Source organism: Pseudomonas sp. R1-15 (genome assembly GCF_051132085.1).
Classification (GTDB): Bacteria; Pseudomonadota; Gammaproteobacteria; order Pseudomonadales; family Pseudomonadaceae; genus Aquipseudomonas.
In genome coordinates this window covers 1,927,420-1,944,266 of the sequence record NZ_CP071660.1, presented here as the reverse complement: position 1 = coordinate 1,944,266, position 16,847 = coordinate 1,927,420, and the positions used below count along the sequence as shown (strand labels likewise).

15 protein-coding genes are annotated in these 16,847 nt (G+C 62.9%); 4 read left to right on the top strand and 11 right to left on the bottom strand.

Translation table 11 applies throughout. The annotated features are described in order from the left end of the window. Positions 1-9 precede the first annotated feature (9 nt). Positions 10-1,257, top strand: coding sequence for a cytosine deaminase (codA, locus tag J3P97_RS08755; protein ID WP_434603455.1), 1,248 nt, complete (start codon positions 10-12; stop codon positions 1,255-1,257). 183 nt (positions 1,258-1,440) lie between these two features. On the opposite strand, the gene J3P97_RS08750 is transcribed toward codA, so the two are convergent. Further along, positions 1,441-2,433, bottom strand: a complete 993-nt coding sequence (locus J3P97_RS08750) for a diaminopimelate epimerase (RefSeq protein WP_434673938.1) — start codon at positions 2,431-2,433, stop codon at positions 1,441-1,443. 180 nt (positions 2,434-2,613) lie between these two features. Here J3P97_RS08750 and J3P97_RS08745 point away from each other — a divergent pair, with 180 nt between their 5' ends. After that, positions 2,614-3,765, top strand: coding sequence for an MFS transporter (locus tag J3P97_RS08745; protein ID WP_434673937.1), 1,152 nt, complete (start codon positions 2,614-2,616; stop codon positions 3,763-3,765). Positions 3,766-3,963: 198 nt separating this feature from the next. Here J3P97_RS08745 and J3P97_RS08740 read toward each other — a convergent pair whose 3' ends face one another. The 6 genes from J3P97_RS08740 to J3P97_RS08715 all read right to left on the bottom strand — a co-directional run bounded on the left by J3P97_RS08740 (position 3,964) and on the right by J3P97_RS08715 (position 11,053). Continuing rightward, on the bottom strand, positions 3,964-6,402 hold the full coding sequence (locus J3P97_RS08740; RefSeq protein WP_434673936.1) for a TonB-dependent siderophore receptor: 2,439 nt from the start codon (positions 6,400-6,402) through the stop codon (positions 3,964-3,966). A gap of 98 nt (positions 6,403-6,500) precedes the next feature. Further along, the gene (locus J3P97_RS08735; protein WP_434673935.1) at positions 6,501-7,472 is read right to left on the bottom strand and encodes a FecR family protein; all 972 of its coding nucleotides are present in this window, start codon (positions 7,470-7,472) and stop codon (positions 6,501-6,503) included. A 38-nt stretch (positions 7,473-7,510) separates the two neighbouring features. Then, the gene (locus J3P97_RS08730) at positions 7,511-8,011 is read right to left on the bottom strand and encodes a sigma-70 family RNA polymerase sigma factor (RefSeq protein ID WP_434569236.1); all 501 of its coding nucleotides are present in this window, start codon (positions 8,009-8,011) and stop codon (positions 7,511-7,513) included. 208 nt (positions 8,012-8,219) lie between these two features. Further along, complete coding sequence (locus J3P97_RS08725; protein WP_434673934.1) at positions 8,220-9,395, bottom strand: hypothetical protein; 1,176 nt, start codon at positions 9,393-9,395, stop codon at positions 8,220-8,222. A 12-nt stretch (positions 9,396-9,407) separates the two neighbouring features. Further along, positions 9,408-9,830, bottom strand: a complete 423-nt coding sequence (locus J3P97_RS08720) for an HPF/RaiA family ribosome-associated protein (RefSeq protein WP_434569238.1) — start codon at positions 9,828-9,830, stop codon at positions 9,408-9,410. A 65-nt stretch (positions 9,831-9,895) separates the two neighbouring features. Then, positions 9,896-11,053: an MFS transporter gene (locus J3P97_RS08715; RefSeq protein ID WP_434673933.1), complete on the bottom strand. Its 1,158-nt coding sequence runs from the start codon at positions 11,051-11,053 to the stop codon at positions 9,896-9,898. Between the two features lie 98 nt (positions 11,054-11,151). Between J3P97_RS08715 and J3P97_RS08710 the strand changes: the two genes are divergently transcribed. After that, the gene (locus J3P97_RS08710; RefSeq protein ID WP_434673932.1) at positions 11,152-11,916 is read left to right on the top strand and encodes an AraC family transcriptional regulator; all 765 of its coding nucleotides are present in this window, start codon (positions 11,152-11,154) and stop codon (positions 11,914-11,916) included. A 12-nt stretch (positions 11,917-11,928) separates the two neighbouring features. Here the strand turns inward: J3P97_RS08710 and J3P97_RS08705 are convergent, their stop codons facing one another. The 3 genes from J3P97_RS08705 to J3P97_RS08695 form a co-directional block, all read right to left on the bottom strand. Beyond that, the gene (locus tag J3P97_RS08705) at positions 11,929-12,369 is read right to left on the bottom strand and encodes a carboxymuconolactone decarboxylase family protein (RefSeq protein ID WP_434603441.1); all 441 of its coding nucleotides are present in this window, start codon (positions 12,367-12,369) and stop codon (positions 11,929-11,931) included. 254 nt (positions 12,370-12,623) lie between these two features. Further along, positions 12,624-14,066, bottom strand: a complete 1,443-nt coding sequence (locus J3P97_RS08700) for a mechanosensitive ion channel domain-containing protein (RefSeq protein WP_434673931.1) — start codon at positions 14,064-14,066, stop codon at positions 12,624-12,626. 225 nt (positions 14,067-14,291) lie between these two features. Further along, the gene (locus tag J3P97_RS08695) at positions 14,292-15,158 is read right to left on the bottom strand and encodes a pirin family protein (RefSeq protein WP_434673930.1); all 867 of its coding nucleotides are present in this window, start codon (positions 15,156-15,158) and stop codon (positions 14,292-14,294) included. Positions 15,159-15,266: 108 nt separating this feature from the next. On the opposite strand from J3P97_RS08695, the gene J3P97_RS08690 reads away from it, so the two are divergent. Further along, the gene (locus tag J3P97_RS08690; protein ID WP_305501314.1) at positions 15,267-16,172 is read left to right on the top strand and encodes a LysR family transcriptional regulator; all 906 of its coding nucleotides are present in this window, start codon (positions 15,267-15,269) and stop codon (positions 16,170-16,172) included. Between the two features lie 30 nt (positions 16,173-16,202). On the opposite strand, the gene J3P97_RS08685 is transcribed toward J3P97_RS08690, so the two are convergent. Continuing rightward, a complete protein-coding gene (locus tag J3P97_RS08685; protein ID WP_434673929.1) occupies positions 16,203-16,817 on the bottom strand; it encodes a response regulator in 615 nt (204 codons plus the stop codon). Between the last annotated feature and the right edge of the window lie 30 nt (positions 16,818-16,847).

Below are 16,847 nucleotides of genomic sequence, written 5' to 3'. Positions count from 1 at the left end.
ACTCGCTTGATGCACATCATCAACGCCCGCCTGCGCAACCGCGAAGGCTTGCATGAACTGCACCTGGAAAACGGCCTGATCGCCAGCATCGCCCGCCAGACCGAGGCCCCCAGCCTGGGCCCCGAAGACCTCGACGCCGGCGGCAACCTGGTGGTGCCGCCCTTCGTCGAGCCGCACATCCACCTGGACGCCACCCTGACTGCCGGCGAACCGCGCTGGAACATGAGCGGTACGCTGTTCGAAGGTATCGAGTGCTGGGGCGAACGCAAGGCCACCATCACCCACGAAGACACCAAAACCCGCGCCAGGAAGACGCTCCAGGCCCTCGCCGCCCATGGCATCCAGCACGTGCGCACCCACGTCGACGTGACCGACCCGACGCTCACCGCGCTCAAGGCAATGCTGGAAGTGCGCGAGGAAAGCCGTCATCTGGTCGACATGCAGATCGTCGCGTTTCCCCAGGAGGGCATCGAGTCCTACCGCAGCGGTCGCGAACTGATGGAAGAAGCCATCCGCATGGGCGCCGACGTGGTGGGCGGCATTCCGCATTTCGAGTACACCCGCGATCAAGGCGTCAGCTCGGTGAAATTCCTCATGGACCTGGCCGAGCGCACCGGTTGCCTGGTGGATGTGCATTGCGACGAAACCGACGATCCGCACTCGCGCTTCCTCGAGGTACTCGCCGAAGAGGCCCGCAGCCGCGATATGGGCGCGCGGGTCACCGCCAGCCACACCACGGCCATGGGCTCCTACGACAACGCCTACTGCGCCAAGCTGTTCCGCCTGCTCGGGCACTCGGGCATCAGCTTTGTATCGTGCCCCACCGAAAGCATTCACCTGCAAGGGCGCTTCGACAACTTTCCCAAACGCCGTGGCGTCACCCGGGTCAATGAACTGCTCGAAGCCGGGATGAACGTCTGCTTCGGCCAGGACTCGATCGTCGACCCGTGGTATCCGTTGGGCAATGGCAACATCCTGCGCGTACTCGAAGCCGGGCTGCACATCTGCCATATGCTCGGCTACCGCAACCTGCAAAGCGCTTTGGACCTGGTCACTGACAACAGCGCCAAGGCCATGGCCCTGGGCGAACGCTACGGACTCGAACCCGGACGCCCGGCGAACCTGCTGATCCTCTCTGCCGACAGCGACTACGAAGTGATCCGCAGCCAGGGCCTGCCGCTTTACTCGATTCGCAATGGTGAAGTGTTGATGAAGCGGCAGATGCCGGTGGTGGAGTTTGGGCCGCAACGGGGTTGATTCCTGCTCGCAATAGCGGTGGTTCGGTACAGCAAGGTTGGACTTGCCGCCGTCTTCGCGAGAAGCTCGCTCCCACAGGGTTCTGTGCCGTACACAAATTTCGTGGCCGCAGCCGATTAAGTTGTAAGAGCGAACTTGCTCGCGATGGCGGAAATCGCCGCGCCGCACAACATCCGAAAGCCCCTACGGGACAAGCCGCGCCGTGCCAAACAGGCTGACCCGTACCAACTCACCCTCTCGCTCTTGCAACAGGATTGGCGCAGTACCGCCGGGCATCATGACGCTCACCGTCCCGGCCTGCACCCAGCCCACCCGCCACGCGGCACACGCGACGGCGCTGGCGCTGGTGCCGGAGGACGCGGTTGGGCCTTCGCCCCGCTCGAACACCCGGGCGGCGATCTGTCCGTCGGCGGCGCGCCAGGCCCATTGCAGGTTGACCCCCGCCGGACAAGGCATCCCCGCCCCGCCAGGCGCCGCATAGGCAATGCCGGTCAGGCTTTGCGACAGCGCCTCGGCGCGCATCTGCGCAAGACCTGGCAACGCCTCCACGTCATCCACCAGCGTTACGCAATGAGGATTGCCGATGCGCACGAACTGGCTGTTGCCCCACGCCGGATTCAAGCCATGCAGCGCAGGCACCCGGCTTACCGCGCATTGGTTGAAGGTCACCGCTGCTACACCTTGAGCGCCCACGGCAGCGGGCCCGAACAGCGGTGTCCCCAGGTCCAGCCAGAAGCCTGGGACGCCGCCCAGTTCAGCGGCGCGAACCGATGTCCGCAGCGGTGAGATACCGTCGGGTTTGTCGTGGTGAACCTGCAGTACGCAATCGTCATCGCCCACCAGCAACCCCCGCTCTTGCAGCGCCAGGGAAAAAATCGTCAGGCCATTGCCGCTACGCTCGGCCAGCGTCCCGTCGGTATTGACGATCAGCAGGTCGAAGGGCGGCGTGTCCTGGAACGGGCCGACCAGCAGCCCATCACTGCGATGAGCCTTGGCATCCGGCGGCGCCTCCCCCGGCGCCCAGGCGCAGAAGGCCTGCACGGCGGCGCTGGCCCAGGATTGGCGTAACGAGGCCGCCTCGGCGGCGGACGACGGCAGCCCGATGCCCAGGGCACGCACCTGCTGCGGTGAGACGACTCCGTAAAGGTTGCCGCGTGCGTTGTAGAACTGCGTCATGCATCAGGTCCGAACAGGCCAGGAAGAACCGTTACTTTATGCCGGCAAGCCCGGCAGGAGCAAAGCCTGCTCCAGACGGGAACATCGGGCCGGCACCTTGGGGTCGCGGTGCGGTCAGTGGATATGCAAGCATAGGCCCCTGCCTGCATCACCGCACCGCACCAAAGCCAAGGACGTTTCATGACTGCCATAACACCCCCGCCCACTTTTGTTCCCGGACGCCTGGAACAGATGTCCACCCGCATCGCCTATCTCATCGCTGGAATCGGCATTGCCGCCTGGGCGCCGCTGGTGCCTTACGCCAAGGCGCGGGCGAACCTGGATGAAGGGACCCTCGGCTTGCTGCTGTTATGCCTTGGGGTCGGGTCGATCCTGGCGATGCCGATCTCCGGTGCGCTGGCGACGCGGTTCGGCTGCCGTCGGGTACTCAGTGGCGGTACGATCCTGATCTGCCTGGCGTTGCCGCTGCTGGCATCGATGAGTTCCTTGCCTTGGTTGGTGGCGGCATTGTTCGTGTTTGGCGCCGGGCTCGGCACCGTCGATTCGACCGTCAACCTGCAAGCGGTGATCGTCGAGCGCGCCAGCGGCAAGACCATGATGTCGGGTTTCCACGGCATGTTCAGCCTCGGCGGAATCATCGGCGCGGCCGGTGTGAGCGCCCTGCTCGGCCTCGGGCTTTCGCCGCTGGCGGCAACCCTGCTGGTCAACGCGGTCCTGCTGGTGGCGTTGTTCAAGGCCGCACCGCACCTGTTGCCCTACGGCAGTGAAAGCTCGGGACCGGCGTTTGCCATTCCGCATGGCGTGGTGCTGTTCATCGGCATCCTGTGCTTTATCGTGTTCCTGGCCGAAGGCGCGGTACTGGACTGGAGCGCGGTGTTCCTGACCACCGAGCGTGCGGTGGATACCGCCTACGCCGGGTTGGGATATGCCGCGTTTGCGCTGACCATGACCGTCGGCCGGTTGACAGGCGATTCGGTGGTGCATCGCCTGGGTGCCAAGCGCGTGATCATCTACGGCGGCTCGATCGCCGCGGCGGGTTTTTTCCTGGCGACCCTCGCACCGATGTGGCAAGCGGCGCTGCTGGGGTATGCGCTGGTCGGCGCCGGGTGTTCGAACATCGTGCCAGTGCTGTACACCGCCGTCGGCAAACAGACCCTGATGCCCGAAGCCATCGCCGTGCCGGCCATCACCACGATCGGTTATGCCGGCATCCTCGCGGGGCCGGCACTGATCGGCTTTGTCGCCCATGGCAGCAGCCTGGCCATTGCGTTCGGATTGATTGCGCTGTCGCTGGTGGCGGTGGCGGGCAGCGGGAAAGTGTTGAAGGTCTAAAGCCCTGCAGATTCCCCGTGGCGAGGGAGCTCGCTCCCGCTCGGCTGCGAAGCAGTCGTAACCCGGCGGACGCGGAGTAATTGATGCTCCGCGTTCGACAGGTTTTGGGGCCGCTTCGCGACCCAGCGGGAGCAAGCTCCCTCGCCACGGGAATGTATTTGAGCCTTGGGACTGAGTTTCAGGCCGCTGGGTACTTGATCAAAACCCCACGCTCGCCTGCACGAAAAACGTACGCGGCGCGCCGACGTAGATACCCGAGTTGTTGTCGCTGGAACGCGTGTAGTACTGATGATCGAACAGGTTCTTCACCCCCGCGCCGAGTTTCAGGTTCGACAGCTGCGAGCCGAAATCATAGCCACCCCGAACGTTCCAGAGCATATAGCCCGGCATGTCGCCATACTGCCCATCGGCGGTGCCGTCGGTGATGTAATTGTCGCTGAAGCTGCCATCGGGGTTCACGCTGTTGCCCGGTGAACGTTGCCCGGACTGGGCAAAGCCATCGAGGTTGTAAGTCCAGCGATTGACTTCGTAGCGCAGGCCCACGGTGGCAATCTGGCGGGAATAGAACGGCAGGTCACGGCCCTTGAAGCTCGGGATGTCCCCTTCATAGGTGGCGCGGGTATAGGTGAAACCAGCGCTGGCGGTCAGGCCGTCGAGGCGCGGGTCCAACGCGGCCATGTCGTAGTGCACCGACGCTTCCAGCCCCTGATGCTTGGTGGCGCCCATGTTGGTCCAGCCCACATCGTTGCTGATGTATTGCAATTCGTCGTCGAAGTCGATGTAGAACAGCGTCACTTCCCCGCCCCACACGTCATCGTTGTAGCGCGTACCGATCTCGTAGGTCTTGGCCTTTTCCGGGCTCAGGCCATTGGCGGTGTTGTTGCCGTCGCCGCCCTGGCCGAGTTGAAAATACTGCAGGCTGCCGAACGAGGTCTCGTAGTTGGCGAACAGCTTCCAGGCGTCGGACAGGTGGTACATCACGCTCAAGGCCGGCAACGGTTCGTTGCTGTCGATGCTGCGGCGCTTTTCCTGCACCGGGCGGCCGGCGGTGTCGAGCACCGGGCGGTCGTGCCATTCGGTGCTGATGCTTTCGAAGCGGATGCCCGGAGTGATGGTCCATTTGCCCACGCCGATCTTGTCGTCGATGTAGACCGCATGGGCTTCGGTACCACCGGTCCGGTCCTGATAGACGTGACCGTCGGCGCCCGGACGCACCACCGGTTCGTTGTTGCGCAGCGCCAGGCGGCTGGCCTCCTCGTGCATGCCTTCCTTGAGGTAGCGATAACCGACGCTGGCCTCCTGGGTGGTCGGCCCCAGGTCGAACACATGGGACACCCGCGGCTCGATGCCGAAGGTGTAATAGCTACGCGGGTAGGACACCAGGTTGCGCTGGTCCCGCGAGGCGATGGTGCTGCCGCGGAAGCTGTCGGAGTAATAGGTCAGCACTTCGGCCTGGGTGCGCTCGCCGATTTCGCGGATCCACTTGAACGACACGTCCTTGCGGCGGCCGCTGAAACTGTCCCAGTCGCGATCGGACTGGTACGGGTCGGCGTCGTACTGTGCCTGGGTCAGGCCGCCGGGCATGTCGGCCTCGGCGTCGTAGTAGTGGAAGTTAAGCGAGAAATCATCAACGTCGGTCGGTGCCCAGTGGGTCTTGAGGATCACGTCGTCGATGTCGTTATCGTTGTTGCTCTTGCGATATCCGTTGCCGTTGACGCCCGAATACAGCAGCGCCACGCCCAGCCCGTTATCGGCGGTACCGCCCAGGAACGCCGTGTCGATGTGCTTCCAGCCGCCGCGCTGGGAAGTCTCCAGGGTGCTGCCGATTTCCCCGGTGGCTTTTTCCGGGATGGCGCGAGTCACGAAGTTGATCACGCCGCCGACGTTCTGCGGTCCGTAGCGCACCGAGCCGGCACCGCGTACCACGTCGATGCTGTCCAGGTTGCCCGACGAGATCGGTGCCATCGACAGTTGCGGCTGGCCGTACGGCGCGAAGGCCGCCGGTACGCCGTCAATCAGTACCGTGGAGCGCGGCGACAGGCGCGAGGTCAGGCCGCGCACGCCGACGTTCAGGGCGATGTCGCTGCCACCGGTGCCGTTGGCGTCTTGCACCTGCACGCCCGGGACCCGCCGCAAGACATCGCCGACGTTCATGGCGCCCTGCTCGACCATCGCTTCGCGGCGGATCACCGTCCGCGCGCCGGCGTGGTTCTGTACCACTTCGGCGTTGGCGTCGCCAAGCCAGTCGCCGACCACCTGGATCTCGGTTGCGCCCAACTCCAGTGGGCCATCGGTAGACGCAGAAGGAGCCGGCAGCACAGTCACCGAGCCGTCATCGATCTGGTATTGCAAACCGCTGCCCTTGAGCAATTGACCCAGGGCCACCTCGGGAGACAGGTTGCCCTGCACCGCCGGTGCTTGTTTGCCGGCCACCAGCTCCGGGCTGAAGAACACCTGCAACGAGGTCTGCTGGCCAAGCTGGCTCAGCGCCTGACCCAAGGGTTGCGCCTGGATGTGGATCGCCGTGACGGTCTGGTCGGCAAAAGCCTCGGGCAACGCGGCGCTGACCGCCAGGGTCAGGGCCAGCGGTAGCCAACGGGTGGAGGTACGTTTGTTGTTCTTGGCGGAAGTTTTCACGTCGAACCTTGTCCTGTCGAATCGCAAGAATACGCGTCTGTTAATGCAAACCAGTTGCAGTTGGACAAGAAGACGAAGAACTCGAAAAAAACCTGAATCTATTTCGCAATTATTTCCTGGCTGCCGTCGTCAAGTGTGCGCACGGCCACCGGCAGGATGTTCGGCAAGGCCTTGAGCAGCGCCTCGGGATTGTCCGAACGGAACACACTGGTCAGGCGCAGGTTGCCCACCGCGGCACTGGCAACCCGCAGGGGCTTGGCGCGATAACGGGAGACCTCCTCGACGACGTCATTCAACGGCGCGTTGTTGAACACCAGCTTGCCGTTGCGCCACGCGGTGAGTTCATCGGCGTTGATCGGGTACGGTGACGCGACCTTGCCTTGAGCATCGATCCGGGTACCCAGGCCGGCCGTGAGACTGATGGGGAAATCACGCCCTTGGACCTTGACGCTACCCTCCTCCACCGCCACCCGGGTGCTGCCGGCATCGCGGCGCACGTCGAAGCGCGTCCCGGTCACCGTCACCTGGCCGTTGCCCGCGTCAACGGTGAACGGGCGCGCGGCATCATGCTCGACCCTGAACAGCGCCTCCCCCTCGACCAGCTCTACCCGACGTTGGCGATGTTCGAAGACAACACGCACATGGCTGCGGATGTTGAGATCGATCAGCGAGCCATCCGGCAGCGCGACATGCCGACGCTCACCGAGGGCAGTGGCGAACTCGCTGCGGTAATCGCTCGACGCACCGAGGCCGCTGAACAGCCCCAGCCCGACCGCCACAGCCACCAATCCGGCGGCCACCGCGTAGCGCAGCAAAGGCCTGCGTCTCGGGCGTTCGGCGGGCCGCTCGCACAAGGCTTGCAAGCGCTCCATGGACAGCAGGTCCGTTGCGCTCCAGATCCCTTGCAACAGTTGAATTTCATCGCGGTGGTTGGGGTGTTCGCCCAGCCAGGCCTCGAAGCGCTGGCGCTCGTCGAGGCTCATGACCGGGTCCTGCAGGCGCACGAACCATTGCGCCGCCTCGTCGCGAACCCTGCTCTGCCCGCACGGGCAGTCACGGCTATCCATCATGGAAGGGTCCTGTGGCTCGGGTGGAAAAGGACGACCGCTCATTGATCCGGTCCGTCGAGGCGATCACGCAGATGGCGCAGGGTGCGGATCATATACTTTTCCACCATGTTTTTTGACAGGCCCAGGCGCTCGGCGATTTCCGCCTGGGTCAGGCCTTCGATCTTCTGCCAGACAAACACCGTGCGGCAATGGGCCGGCAGCTCGGCAAGCGCCCGTTCGATGGAGTCCGCCAGCTGGATCGCGTGCATGTAGTGCTCCGGGTCGCCCGCAAACGAATAACCAGGGTCAAGCGCCGCTTCCTCCATGGCGCCCCGTCGATCTTCACGCCGATAGCCGTCCACTGCAATATTGCGCGCTGTCTGGTGCAAATAGGCCCGTGGCTGCTCGACCTGCGCCGAATCGGACTCGAGCACGCGCACGAAGGCGTCGTGGGCCAGGTCCTCGGCCTGCTCGCGGTTGCGCAGGCGGCGGGTCCAGGTGCCGATCAACTCTTCGTAATGCTCGAAAAAGCCGGGTCTGCGAGGCAGCTTGGGAATCATCGCGGCGTGCTGTGGGGACGGGGCACGAATAGTAATCGTTCTTATTAATTGGAAGCAAATGCCGTCCGGCCACCTGGGCAGAAAAAATACAATGTGGGAGCGAGCTTGCTCGCGATAGCGGTACATCAGTCAACATTTATGTTGAAGGTCAGTCCGCTATCGCGAGCAAGCTCGCTCCCACAAGGTTCGACACTGCCTCTGGGATTGCCTAGAACCGGCACACCGCCGCCGCCCCCGTATCGGTCGGCATGACATGCTCAGGCGGCACGACGATGACCTCGCCGCCCTGCCGGGTCACGGCCAGGATCAATTCGTCCAGCACGTCAGGCGCCTGTTCATCGCCGGTCTCGTCAATGATCAAGCGGCCCTTGTCTGCGTCGAGCTGGCCGGGCACCTGGCGCTCCGCCTCCACCAGCAACAGCGCAATGCGGCTTTCCCAGGCGGCCTTGGCGATCTCGGCGAGGTTGTCCAGCGCCCGTCCCTGGCCGACCGCGACACCATAACGATTGAGGCTGTCGACAACCCGGTCCGAGTGGCTGTGGGCCATGACCTTGGAGCACTGGACGCGCAACTCCTCCACGCTCAGCCTCGAAGGGTCTCCATCGATGCCCTGGGCCAACAACTGCGAGTTATGGCTGACCGCGCGAAACACCGCCTGGTTTTCCGGCAGGGCCACGAGGATCATCGGCAAGCCCGAAGGCTGCGAGTAATGTTCCAGGATGGCTTTGTCCACGGCGCGAAAAAAACGCTCGCGGTCGAGGTTGATTTCGTCCTGCTTACCGCCGCCGGCGGATTCATGCATCATCGGATCGCCGCGCTCACTGCTGCGGCTGAAGCCGTTGGGAAAACCCTGCTGGTCACCTGAAGTCAGTTCATCGCCGAGCGCCTCGTTCTGGTTGCGCGGCACCTCGTCGGCCAGCTCGACTTTTTCCAGTTGTTGGGAGGAGCCCTCGTACAACCACACCTCGTTACGGGTCAGGCACAGCACCTGATAACGTTCGGTCGACTGGACCAGACGCAACAATGGCTTCAGATAAGGATGGCTGTTGGCGAATGCGCATTCCGGCAGGCGCTGGTTCACCGCGATGACCTTGAAGTAGTCACGGGCGCCGAATACGGCGATGCCGTCCCGATTGGAGTTCCAGAAATCCTGGTCGTCCACCAGCGCATGAAAAGGCTCAAGCAACGGCGCGCAATCGACGCCCGGGTGCTGTTGTTCCAGTTGCGTCTGCAGTTCGCGCACCAGGTTCCTGTAGCGGATCGGGTCCTGGCTGCGTTCGGGGAATGTACGGTGGGTAGGCATATACAACGAAAGGCTCGGCTGTTCGTCGAACGCCAGAAGCTCGGCCAATACCTGCCGGCTGAAGGGTTGATGAGCGGTCATGATCGTCTCCTTTTATTCTTTGCCACGAGCCTCTTGGTTTGCGAGGAAATCTTCCTCCAGCATGGCGTCCACCAATTCCGGTGGCGCTTCATCCACCGGAGCGGTCACGCGCCCCATGGATTCGACGGCGGGGTTGAGCTTGCCAACCTGATGATCGAGCGCATGCAGCATTTTCTCGGCGGCGCCCTCGACCGCCAGCTCCAGGCTTTCGGCCTTGTGGCTTACGGAGATGGCCGCAACGCCTTGCAGACGCGCCTCGATCTGGCAGCGTTTGTCAGCGGCGCCGCCCTTCTGGGCGTTCTCGTCGCTGACGTGGATTTCAACCCGGGCCAACTGGTCTTCGAAACGCTGTAGCGCGTCCACCACCGTACTGCCGACCCACTCCTGCAATCGGACACTGCCTTCGATATGGTTGCTGTTGACTTGAACTTGCATGATCGACTCCTCTGACAAAGGCGGCTTTGGGCCGCCTATTGTGGGTAGAAGAAAAGTGATCGGGCTTAGTTCCCGGCACGGGATGACTGGCGTTTGGCACGCAGCAACTGGCGCACCGTCAAGCCCACCGCCAGCGTGCCGCAAACGATCAAGGTCCAGCCCAGCGCCTGGAACCAGGCGGCGAGCATCAGCGCAGCACCGATCAGCACGTAGTAGAACAGGCCGAACAGCGCGCCGGCCGTGCCCAGGCAATCCTTGTAATGTACGAGCGCCGCCCCCAGAACGTTGGGGATCGCCATGCCGAACGCCAGCACCACCAGCAACATCGGTGCGACAAAGCTGCCGCTGTCGAGCAGGCCTTGCACACCCGAACCGCCCACCAGCAGGACGATCGCCGCCAGGGCCGACAATTGTTTGCCGTCGAATCCGCGTGCCAGCAGGCGCTTGTTGAGCCAGGCGCCCAAACCTGAACCCAACGCCAGAACCACTCCGCTGTAACCGAACATGGCGGGACTCAAGCCGAGCCGTTCGAACTGGAACGGTGCGAGGTTGTAGTAGCTGAACAGCGCCACGTTGAACGCAGCCACCAGCCATGCCGAACGCCAGATGGCCGGGTCCACCAGCATGCGCCAGAGGATTTTCAACAGCGGCGGTGGAGGCAGTCGGACCGGCAAGGTTTCGGGCAAGGCACACACGCACCACAGCAGCAGGACCAACGACAGCAGCAGGAGTGCACCGAGTACGCCTTGATACCCGAAGAGCTCCACCAGGCCCGCGCCGCTGAACAGACCGATAGCCGGACTGGCCGCCAGTGCGATACCGATGATCGAGAAGACCTGGCCCAGTTCGGCGCCTTGGAAGCGGTCACGCAAAACCGTTTGGGTCACCACCGAACCGACTGCGGCGCCGAACGCGGCCAAGGCCTGAAAGGCCAGCAACGCGTCAAAGCTGGAGGCGTTCAAACCGAGCACGGTCGCAGCCCCGTACAACGCGAGGCCGGCCAGCATGACGGGCCGACGGCCCGCGCGATCACAGAGGCGGCCCCATACCACCACTCCGAGAGCGAACCCCAGGAAAAACACCGACAGCGTCTGCGCCGCCATTTGGGCGCTGACGGCAAAGGCCTGGCTGATGTCTGCCAATGCAGGGCTGTAAAGGGTCTGGGCGATCTGGGGAAACATGACCAGGGCGATCGCCAGATGAAGCAGAGGACGGGATGTCATGGAAAATGCTCGCTGAAAGAATGGCGAGCAGTCTATAAACGCTATGGCTGTCGTATTATCCAGGGCCTGACAATAAATCGCTGAAATCGGACAAACTCATGGCTTGGCTCGACGCTCACGCCCGCTTCGACCCCGATCGCCATCACGCGCCGGTCGTTGGCATCGCCGCAACGCTGGGTCATCACGATTCTGGCTTGCACGCTCACCGGCGTGGGCAATTGCTGTTCACCTTTCAGGGCTGCACGCGCATCACCTTGCAGCGGCAGCTTTGCCTGCTGCCTCCCTCAAGAGCGGCCTGGATTCCACCGGGCACGCCCCACCGCGCAGTGATGCAACAGAGCGTGGAGTATCGATCGATCTACCTGACGCCGGCTCTGTGCGCCGATCTACCTTCGCAAGTACGCATCATCGAGGTATCGCCACTGCTGCGCGCCGTACTTGAACCAATCGCCCACGCTGCGTTTGACAGCGACTGGATGCAGGGCCGCAACGCGCATCTGCTGGGCCTGTGCCTGGAGGAAATCCGCCAGGCGGCGCCACAACCGATGCTGCTGCCGCTGCCTCAAGACAAGCGCCTGGCGCCGCTGCTCAAGACTCTGGAACAACTGCCACCGGCGCTGGCTGTGCTGGAGCAGCAGATCGGCGCGAGTGGCCGGACCATCGGGCGAATCCTGCAACGGGAAACCGGCATGAGCTATCAGCAGTGGCGTCAGCAATGGCGCTTGATGCGTGCCATTGAGCTGCTCGCCACCGGTCGCAGCCTGAGCTATTGCGCTTTCGAACTGGGCTTTGCCAGCGACAGCGTCTTTATCGCTTTCTTCAAGCTCATGACCGGTCTCACGCCCAAGAACTACCTGAGGTAAGCAGGGCTCGAATCAAACCTCGGGCATTTTCCGAAAGCCCACCGCCAGCCGATTCCAGCCGTTGATGGCGTTGATCGCCACGGTCAGGTCGACCATCTCCTTGGGCGTGAAATGCTCGCTCAGCAGCGCGTAGTCCGCGTCCGGCGCATGGGTCTCGCTCAGGCGTGTCAGCGCTTCGGTCCAGGCCAACGCGGCGCGTTCACGGCCGGTAAAGAACGGTGCTTCGCGCCAGGCGGTCACCGCGTACAGGCGCCGCTCGGTCTCGCCGTCCTTGCGCGCATCGGCGGTGTGCATGTCGATGCAGAATGCGCAGCCGTTGATCTGCGAAGAACGCAGCTTGACCAGCTCCAGCAGGGACTTTTCCAGGCCCAGTTTCGACACCGTGTTTTGCAGCGTCAGCATGGCTTTGTAGGCGTCGGGGGAAGCGGTATAAAAATCGATACGCGGTTGCATGGTGAACTCCTGAAACAATGAGGTGTGGCGCTACGTTAGCCCTGCCCTGGCGCCGGACAAATAGCCAATTGTTGGGAAGTTCGGGTGGCCAATGGTCGGGAAATCAAAGAATGCCTTCGTGGCGAGGGGGCTTGCTCCCGCTCGGCTGCGCAGCAGTCGTAAACCGGCTGGCACGGTTTACCCGCTGCACCGAGGTGTCTGGTTTTGGGGCCGCTGCGCAGCCCAGCGGGAGCAAGCTCCCTCGCCACAGGTACTCAGGCGCGGCTGCGCAACCATTGCAGAAAACGCTTCTTGGCCACCGGCTTGGGCACGTCGCGAGTCAGGTTCTGGGCCAGGTGCATACGCACGTCCAGAAGGTTTTTCATCGCGTCGTTGATATCGCGACGGGCTTCGAGGCAGGGCTTGAGGTAGCTGTTCTCGATGCGATACAGGGTGCAGAAGGTCTTGGCGGAGAAGTTCGCCAGTGCGGCTTGTTCGGCGACGATTCCGGCTTCGCCAATGACTTCCCCCGGTCCCATGCGCCCGCCCTCCAGCGGCTGGCCGTTACGCATGAGCGTCACGCTGACCACCCCGGACTCGATGATGAACAGATGATCGCTGACCTCCCCGGCCGCCAGGATCACGTCGCCGGCGCGGAAGGTTTGCAGGGTCATGTTCTGGCTGAAGGTGTCTTTTTCATCCTGGCGCAGGGTCGAGAAAATGTTCGAGCTCTCCAGCAATGCCCGAGGCCGCGACACCACCGCGGGAGCCGCGCTTTCACTGGTAGATAGCAGGCTCACGCCGGACGCCTGCAAATGCCGGAACGCCAGGTCGAACAACTGGTTGCGCACCCCGCGCTTCTGGCCCATCGACGCAACGAACCCACTGATCTCGTATTCCGCCCCGCCACTGCCGGTGCTTTTCAGCGCCACGCAGGGCTCCGGGCTGGGCAGCAACGCACGGCAGCCGACCATCGCCCGCTCCAGTGCGTCGATTACCGTTTGCGGCCGTGCGTGAGGGCTCACCTGGATGCTGATCGACAAGCCATGGACATCGCTGGGTCGGCTGAAATTGATGATCTTGGCTTTTGCCGCCAGCGAGTTGGGGATCACCGCCATGCTCCCCTGGGAGGTCTGCAGCCGTGTAGCCCGCCAATCGATGTCTGTGACCCGGCCTTCGGTGCCGTCGATGGAAATCCAGTCATCGACCTGATAGGGCTTGGTGGTATTGAGCACGATGCCGGAGAAAACATCGCTGAGGGTGCTCTGCAACGCCAGGCCGACGATGATTGCCATCGCGCCGGACGTCGCCAGCACGCCTTTGACCGGCAGGTCGAGCACATACGCCAACGCGGCGATGACCGCGACCAGGAAAATCACCGCACCGAGCAGGTCCTGCAATAGCCGCCCGGTATGGCCGACCCGTTGCATCATCACTGCACCGATCATCACCGTCAGGGTGCGCGCGGCGAACAACCACCAGCCGATCTGCAAGCCGGTCGCCGCGAGGTGCCGGGGCACGTCGTCGACCCACTGGGCTTTTTCCATGGGATTGAGGCCTTCGTTGAACAGCAGCACGCTGAACAACGAAAAGATCAGCAGCCGTACACCGATTTTCCAGTAGGTCCGGTCGGCGCTGACCAGCCGCCACAACACCAGATCGAGCACAAGCAGTGCCAGGGCACAGAGCAGCGGGTGGTCGGTGAACAGAGACAGCATCGGGACAGCTCCAGGAAGGCCATTGGCGAAGATTGGCACAGAATGGACGCTCTGTAGAGATCACCCACAGTGGCAAACATAAAACCCAGGTACACCGCAGTCCCCATGTGGGAGCGAGCCTGCTCGCGAAGAGGCCTGTCCAATCGACAACTTTTTCGATTGTGATACCGCTTTCGCGAGCAGGCTCGCTCCCACAGGTGAGGTCTACAGGGCTATGCGACCACTTCAGCCCTGCATCCGGCCGAAGCGCCCGGAATGGAAATCCTCGAAAGCCTGGAGGATTTCCTGCTGGCTGTTCATCACGAACGGGCCATGGCCGACGATGGGTTCATCGATGGGCTCGCCACTGAGCAACAGGACCACCGCGTCATGATCGGCTTGCAGGCTCAATTGGTCGCCGGCCCGTTCGAACAGGGCCAGTTGCCCTTGCTCGACGCGTTCACGGCCGTTGACCTGGACGGTACCGCGCAGCACTACCAATGCGGTGTTGTAACCGTCATGCACGGCCACGGTCAGGTGCTTCCCGGCGTTCAGGCGGATATCCCAGACGTCGATTGGGGTAAAGGTTTTCGCCGGGCCTTGATGCCCTTCGAAGGACCCGGCAATCAGGCGCAAGCTACCGGCTCCGTCCTCCAGTGCGATCTGTGGGATGTCGCCCTTGAGAATGGTCTGGTAGCCGGCCGGCGCCATCTTGTCCTTGGCGGGCAAGTTGACCCACAGCTGGACCATTTCCATGAACCCGCCCTGCCGGGCGAAGGCTTCGGAGTGGAACTCTTCGTGAATGATGCCGGACGCAGCGGTCATCCATTGCACGTCACCGGGGCCGATCCTGCCGCCGCTGCCAGTCGAATCGCGATGTTCCAGTTCGCCCTGGTAGACGATGGTCACGGTTTCGAAACCACGATGAGGGTGCTGGCCTACGCCGCGTCGCTCGGTGGTCGGTGCAAATTCGCTGGGGGCCGCATGATCGAGCAGCAGGAACGGGCTGACATGTTTGCCCAGGTTGTCGTAGGAAAACAGCGTGCGAACCGGAAAGCCGTCGCCGACCCAATGAGGCCGCGGACTGGTATAGACGCCGGTGATGTTTTTCATGCTGAGTCTCCAATCGGGTGTTGCCATTCGATGGAACAGCTTAAAACCGCACCCCTTGATGCGCTAGACTGCAAAAATCGGCCGTAGCGTTCCATCAGGAGAACGATCATCGAAGACCTCAACACCCTGTACTACTTCACCCAAGTGGTCGAACACGGCGGCTTCGCCCCCGCTGGCCGGGCGCTGGACATGCCCAAGTCCAAGCTCAGCCGGCGTATCGCCCAGTTGGAGGAGCGCCTGGGCGTCAGGCTGATCCATCGCACCAGCCGGCATTGTTCGTTGACGGAAATCGGCCAGGCCTATTACCAGCGCTGCCTGGCCATGCGGGTCGAGGCTGAAAGCGCCGCCGAAGTGATCGAACGCAACCGCTCAGAACCCCAGGGACTGGTGCGCATCAGTTGCCCGACGGCGCTGCTCAACAGCTGGGTCGGACCGATGCTGACCCGCTACATGGTCAAGTACCCGCGGGTGGAGCTGTTCATCGAGAGCACCAACCGCCGCGTCGACCTGCTCCACGAAGGGTTCGATATCGCGTTGCGGGTCCGTTTCCCCCCGTTGGAAAACACTGACATGGTCATGAAGGTGCTGAGCAACAGCACCCAGTGCCTGGTGGGAAGCCCGGTCTATCGTGAAGGCCTGTCGTCCCCCGCCTCGCCGGCGGACCTCAATGGCCTGCCGAGCGTCCACTGGGGTTCGGCGCAACGTGAATACCAATGGGAGCTGTTCGGCCCGGACGGCACCCGCGCGCTGATCCGCCACGCACCGCGCATGGTCACCGACGACCTGCTGGCCTTGCGTCATGCGGTGCTGGCGGGCATCGGCATCGCTCACCTGCCCACAGTCGTGGTACGCGAGGACCTGGCGGCCGGACGCCTGGTGGAACTGGTGCCGGGCTGGACACCGAAATGCGGGATCGTCCATGCGATATTCGCCTCACGCCGTGGCTTGCTGCCCTCGGTGCGAACCCTGATCGACTTCCTCGCCGAGGAGTTCAGCCAGAGCGACATGGCCTAGCGCATGCGGCAAGGCGCTCCCCACGGTGCCCTACAAGTGATTGCGCTTGGCGAAATCCGACAGGCCCACCAGGGTTTTCAAGCCAAGCTTTTCCAGCAGGCGGGTCTTGTAGGTGCTGACCGTCTTGGGGCTCAGGAACAAAGCTTCGGCGACGTCCTTGCCGCGCATGCCCATGGCCAGCATCCGCAGGATTGACAACTCGCGGATCGAGAGACTCTCCAGCGCCTGCTGTTCGGTGCGCTGCTGGAAATCCAGGCGGACGGACATCTGTGGGAAATAGGAATAACCGGACTTCAATGCATGAATGGCCTTGGTCAATTCCTTCAGGTCGCTTCTCTTGGTGACAAACCCTCGGGCCCCCGCCGAGATACAGCGATTGCAGAAATGCTGGGCATCCTGGGAGGTAAACACCAGCACCCCGCATGACGGGAACTCGGCCATGATCCAGCTCAACAGTTCAAGGCCGTCGAAACCGTTCATTACCAAATCCAGGATTACCAGGTCGGGTATGCCTTCCTTGATCAAGGCCCTGGCTTGCGCCACGTTGCTGGCATCGCGGACCTGCGCAGCCCCTTCATTCTGGCAAATGAGCCGCAACGCTCCTCGAATGACAGGGTGGTCGTCCACGATCAACATGTCTTTCACGGCAACTCCCTGGGTAATTACAAATGACAT